Below are 3949 nucleotides of genomic sequence, written 5' to 3' on the forward strand. Positions count from 1 at the left end.
CGGTGCGCGGCCGTGAGTGGTGTAGCGGCGGATGACGCGTTGTGCATGGACGAGACAACGCTGAATCATCGCGTTTGGCCAGCAGGCTTTAATCGCGGTGAGTGCGCCTTGTCCGCCGTCGAGGACGACGCAGAGTGGTTCGGCGATTTTGCGAAGTAGCTGCGTGTATGCGTGGGCTGTTTCGTGTTTGGTCCAGTGCCATGCAATGACGTGGTCGCGGCTGGCTGCCACAAGTAGGCAGCCAGCCGCGGTGTAGGTGCCGTCGATGAAGATCTGATCGTAGACGCGCTGCGGGGCACCGTCGTTGGGGACGTCGATGAGCCAAAACGGTTCGAATCGGCGATCAAGTGTCCAACGACTCACCCTTTGTTGCCCGGCGAGTTCAGACAACGTCGCTGTGGAGGTGACATAGGAGATGAAGGCTTTGAAGTCGCAGGCCTGCGTGAGATCGGTGCGAGTTCGTGTCGTGGAGCTGCCGCAGTTCGGGTCTTTGCACCGCCACCTGGTTGTGCCTTTGGATGTGGTTCCGTTTTTCTTCATTTGCCCAGCACATACCGGGCATCGTGGCCTGTTTTTACTCACCCGGAAAGCACACCAGAGAGTGTCTGATGGTTTGTGTGTGGGTACCTAACCCGCATAAGGAGATGGACCAGAATGACTACTGTGGCGAGACGAGATCCGGCTAATAAGGCCAAGATTGATGCGATTGAAAAGAAGCTGCTTGCTAACCCTGACATCGCGAAACTGATTGATGACCTAGGCACGTCCACAACGGATGCCAACGACCTAGTTCGCGGCATGTTACAAGCCTCGATTACCAGGGGACTCAACGCTGAAATGGATGCCCACCTGGGCTACGAGTCTGGCGACAGGAGCGCTAAAGCTGCAGCTAGAACAGACAATTACCGCAACGGGTCGTATCCAAAGACCGTGGATTCTAACTACGGGCCAGTCACCGTTGATGTCCCTCGGGATCGGGCTGGAACATTCTTGCCGACTATGGTCCCTAAAGGTTCTAGGCGCTTGACTGATGTCGATGACATGATCGTCAGCTTGTACGCCGGTGGGATGACAATTAGGGACATCCAGCACCATATGGCAACGTCGATGCGTGTCGATATTTCCCATGAGACGATTTCTGCGGTTACTGACGCCGTGCTCGATGAGGTCATGGTCTGGCAAAACCGCCAGCTAGACGAGTTCTACCCCGTGGTTTTCCTGGACGCGTTGCGCATTAAAGTCCGCGACGACGGCCGAGTAGTCAACAAATCTGCGTACATGGCAATCGGCGTGGATCTCAACGGTATTAAGCACATTTTAGGATTGTGGATTGCCAAGGAAGAAGGCGCTTCATTCTGGGCGCAGGTATGCGCCAACCTTTCTAACCGTGGGGTCAAGGACGTCTTTATCGTCTGCTGTGACGGGCTGAAAGGCCTGCCAGAGGCAGTTGAGGCAACCTGGCCGAACTCTATGGTGCAAACCTGTATCGTGCACCTGATTCGCGCCGCTAACCGGTGGGTAGCCTACGGGGATCGCCGGGGCGTATCAGCCGCGTTGAAAAAGATTTACACTGCCACGGACGAGCCCACAGCACAGGTTGCTTTAGACGAATTTGAAGCCTCCGAGCTGGGTGAGAAGTATCCCCGCTCAGTCAAGGTCTGGCGTGATGCGTGGGCGCGTTTCGTACCGTTTCTGCAGTTCCCACCAGCAGCCAGAAAGGTAATCTATACGACGAACTCCATTGAGTCGTTTAACAATGAACTGCGTAAAGCTACCCGCAACAGGGTGCAGTTCACCAACGATGAATCAGCGATAAAGACGCTGTGGTTGATGACCTGCAACATCGAAGACAAACGAGCCGCAAAGAGGGCAAAGCAAGGCAAACGAGTCTCAGCGACAGCCGGCAGACTCATGGAAGGAGCCCGAGTTTCCGGCTGGAAACAAGCCATCAACCAAATGGCCGTTGCCTACCCCGACCGCTTCGACAAATACCTATAAACCTAGCCCCACACACAAACAACTTGACACCCTCCGAACAAGCAAGCATTGATAGATGCAGGTCTGCACTACATTTTGTCGGTGAAACCCCACCGTGCCTGAGGTGATTGAAACCTGGCGGCGGGAAATCCCTGGTGAAGCCTACGCCCACGGCCAGATCTGGACACAAGCCTCGGCAAGCGATGCGCGCAAACACACAACCCCGAATACGGTGACCCACTTCCAGTACTCCTATGATCGGGCCAGACGCGGCCTGCGCGGAATCAAAGAGCAAGTCGCAAAAGCCAAACGCGCTGTTGACGGCGAAATCGCCATTAAGCGCAACCGCTATTTCGATCTTTCCACCCCGAACAAGAAGGTCAACTACGCTCTCGCTGCAAACACCGAGCCCTAGCCGGAATTAAAGGCTATGAAACCGACCTGACCGCTCTTCCCGCCCAGGAGGTTATCAGGCATTACCGCAGGCTATTCCACATTGAAAATGTCGTATCGGATGTCGAAATCAGACCTGAAAGCACGCCCAATCTATGCGAGGAAACAAAACTCGATCACAGCACATCTCAATATTGTGATGGCAGCACTAGCCGTGACCCACCTGATGGAGACCCGCAGTGGTCACTTCATCAAACGCCTCGTGAGAACACTCAAGAAATACCGCAGCTTTCAACTCGTCGTTGGCGGCGAAACCATTCACGCCGCCGTACCATTCCCGCCCGACCTCACTGCCACCATCCAAGTAATCACCGGCCGCGAACTTCCGCACAAAATTGGCCTAAGTCAGGTTAGAAGGGAATCAGCACACCGTCTCGTGGGATTCGTGCTCTGGGTGCTCAATCTGGATGGTGGAGTGCTCGATACCGTGTTCGCGCAGGGCCTGCTGGGCGGCATCCAACAGCGGGCCGGTGCCGACGGTGCCGTCGCGCACGATATGCACGGTCGTGAGCACGTTCACGCCGTCCAGGCTCCACAGGTGCAGGTCGTGGATGTCAGCAACGCCCTCGACCTGCCGCAGCGCGGGCTCGATCGCACTGGCGTCGAAGTCCGCCGGGACTTGCTCGAGCAGCACGCTCGCCGAAAGCCGCATGAGCTGCCAGGCGCGCGGCAGCACCATCGCCGCGATCGCTAGGGAGGCGATCACGTCCGCCGCCACAAACCCCGTGGTCAGTACCACGATGCCGGCCACGATTACTGCGACCGAGCCGAGCATATCCACTAACACGTGCAAGAACGCGCCCTCCACGTTGATCGAGGATTTGCGGTGCCGGTGCAGAACCCACGCCGATAGCGCATTCGCCACCAGGCCGATCACCGCGATGATCAGCATCGTTTTTCCCTGCACTTCGGCCGGGCTCTGCAGGCGGCGCACCGCCTCGACGACAATCCACACCGAGATCGCCAGCACCATCACTGCGTTCGCCAGTGCAGCAAGCACCTCCACTCGTCGGTAGCCGTACGTGGCCTGAGCCGATGCTTGTCGGCGCCCAACCAACACCGCTAACACCGCGATGATCAACCCCGCAGCGTCGGAAAGCATGTGCATCGCATCCGCCATCAGCGCCATCGAACCCGCCAACCAGCCGCCGATCAGCTCCGCGAAGAAGACGGTGCCGGTAATGCCTAGCGCAATCAAGAGTGCGCGCAGCGGCGTGCTGGAGTGATCGTGGTCGTGGTGCTCGTGTGCCATGCACTCAGCCTATCCCCGCCGACGCTTATTGACAATTAAATGAAAATGGATGGCGGTAAGCGCAGCCACTGAGGCCAAGTCGGCCTGATTTAGGTCATTGTGCAGTTGTCCTTTGAATGTGTAGAGAAGCTGAAACATGAACAACCAAAAAGTAGGGTTAAGTAGCAGAATGTGTGTCCGTTCGGCGTGTTGTGGGGCGGGTACACGGTTAGTTACTTCATGGGGTCAGGTCCTTTCTGATTCCTATCGAGTGTTCGTACTCGGTTG

5 protein-coding genes are annotated in these 3949 nt (G+C 56.8%); 2 read left to right on the forward strand and 3 right to left on the reverse strand.

What is annotated here, in order from left to right:
- Positions 1-540, reverse strand: a 540-nt coding sequence (locus HMPREF3169_RS08330; protein ID WP_148132115.1) for a transposase, incomplete at its 3' end; no start/stop codon positions are given.
- Positions 541-654: 114 nt separating this feature from the next.
- Between HMPREF3169_RS08330 and HMPREF3169_RS08335 the strand changes: the two genes are divergently transcribed.
- On the forward strand, positions 655-1998 hold the full coding sequence (locus tag HMPREF3169_RS08335; RefSeq protein ID WP_062035649.1) for an IS256 family transposase: 1344 nt from the start codon (positions 655-657) through the stop codon (positions 1996-1998).
- Between the two features lie 103 nt (positions 1999-2101).
- On the forward strand, positions 2102-2392 hold the full coding sequence (locus HMPREF3169_RS08340; protein ID WP_141744842.1) for a hypothetical protein: 291 nt from the start codon (positions 2102-2104) through the stop codon (positions 2390-2392).
- Positions 2393-2578: 186 nt separating this feature from the next.
- Here HMPREF3169_RS08340 and HMPREF3169_RS08345 read toward each other — a convergent pair whose 3' ends face one another.
- Together HMPREF3169_RS08345 and HMPREF3169_RS08350 are read right to left on the reverse strand one after the other, a co-directional pair.
- Positions 2579-2761 (reverse strand): hypothetical protein, encoded by a 183-nt coding sequence (locus HMPREF3169_RS08345; protein WP_005324624.1) that lies wholly within the window; start codon positions 2759-2761, stop codon positions 2579-2581.
- Positions 2762-2791: 30 nt separating this feature from the next.
- Positions 2792-3682, reverse strand: a complete 891-nt coding sequence (locus tag HMPREF3169_RS08350; RefSeq protein ID WP_005328806.1) for a cation diffusion facilitator family transporter — start codon at positions 3680-3682, stop codon at positions 2792-2794.
- Between the last annotated feature and the right edge of the window lie 267 nt (positions 3683-3949).

Origin of the sequence: Corynebacterium sp. HMSC08C04, assembly GCF_001807495.1 — a bacterium.
Classification (GTDB): Bacteria; Actinomycetota; Actinomycetes; order Mycobacteriales; family Mycobacteriaceae; genus Corynebacterium; species Corynebacterium simulans.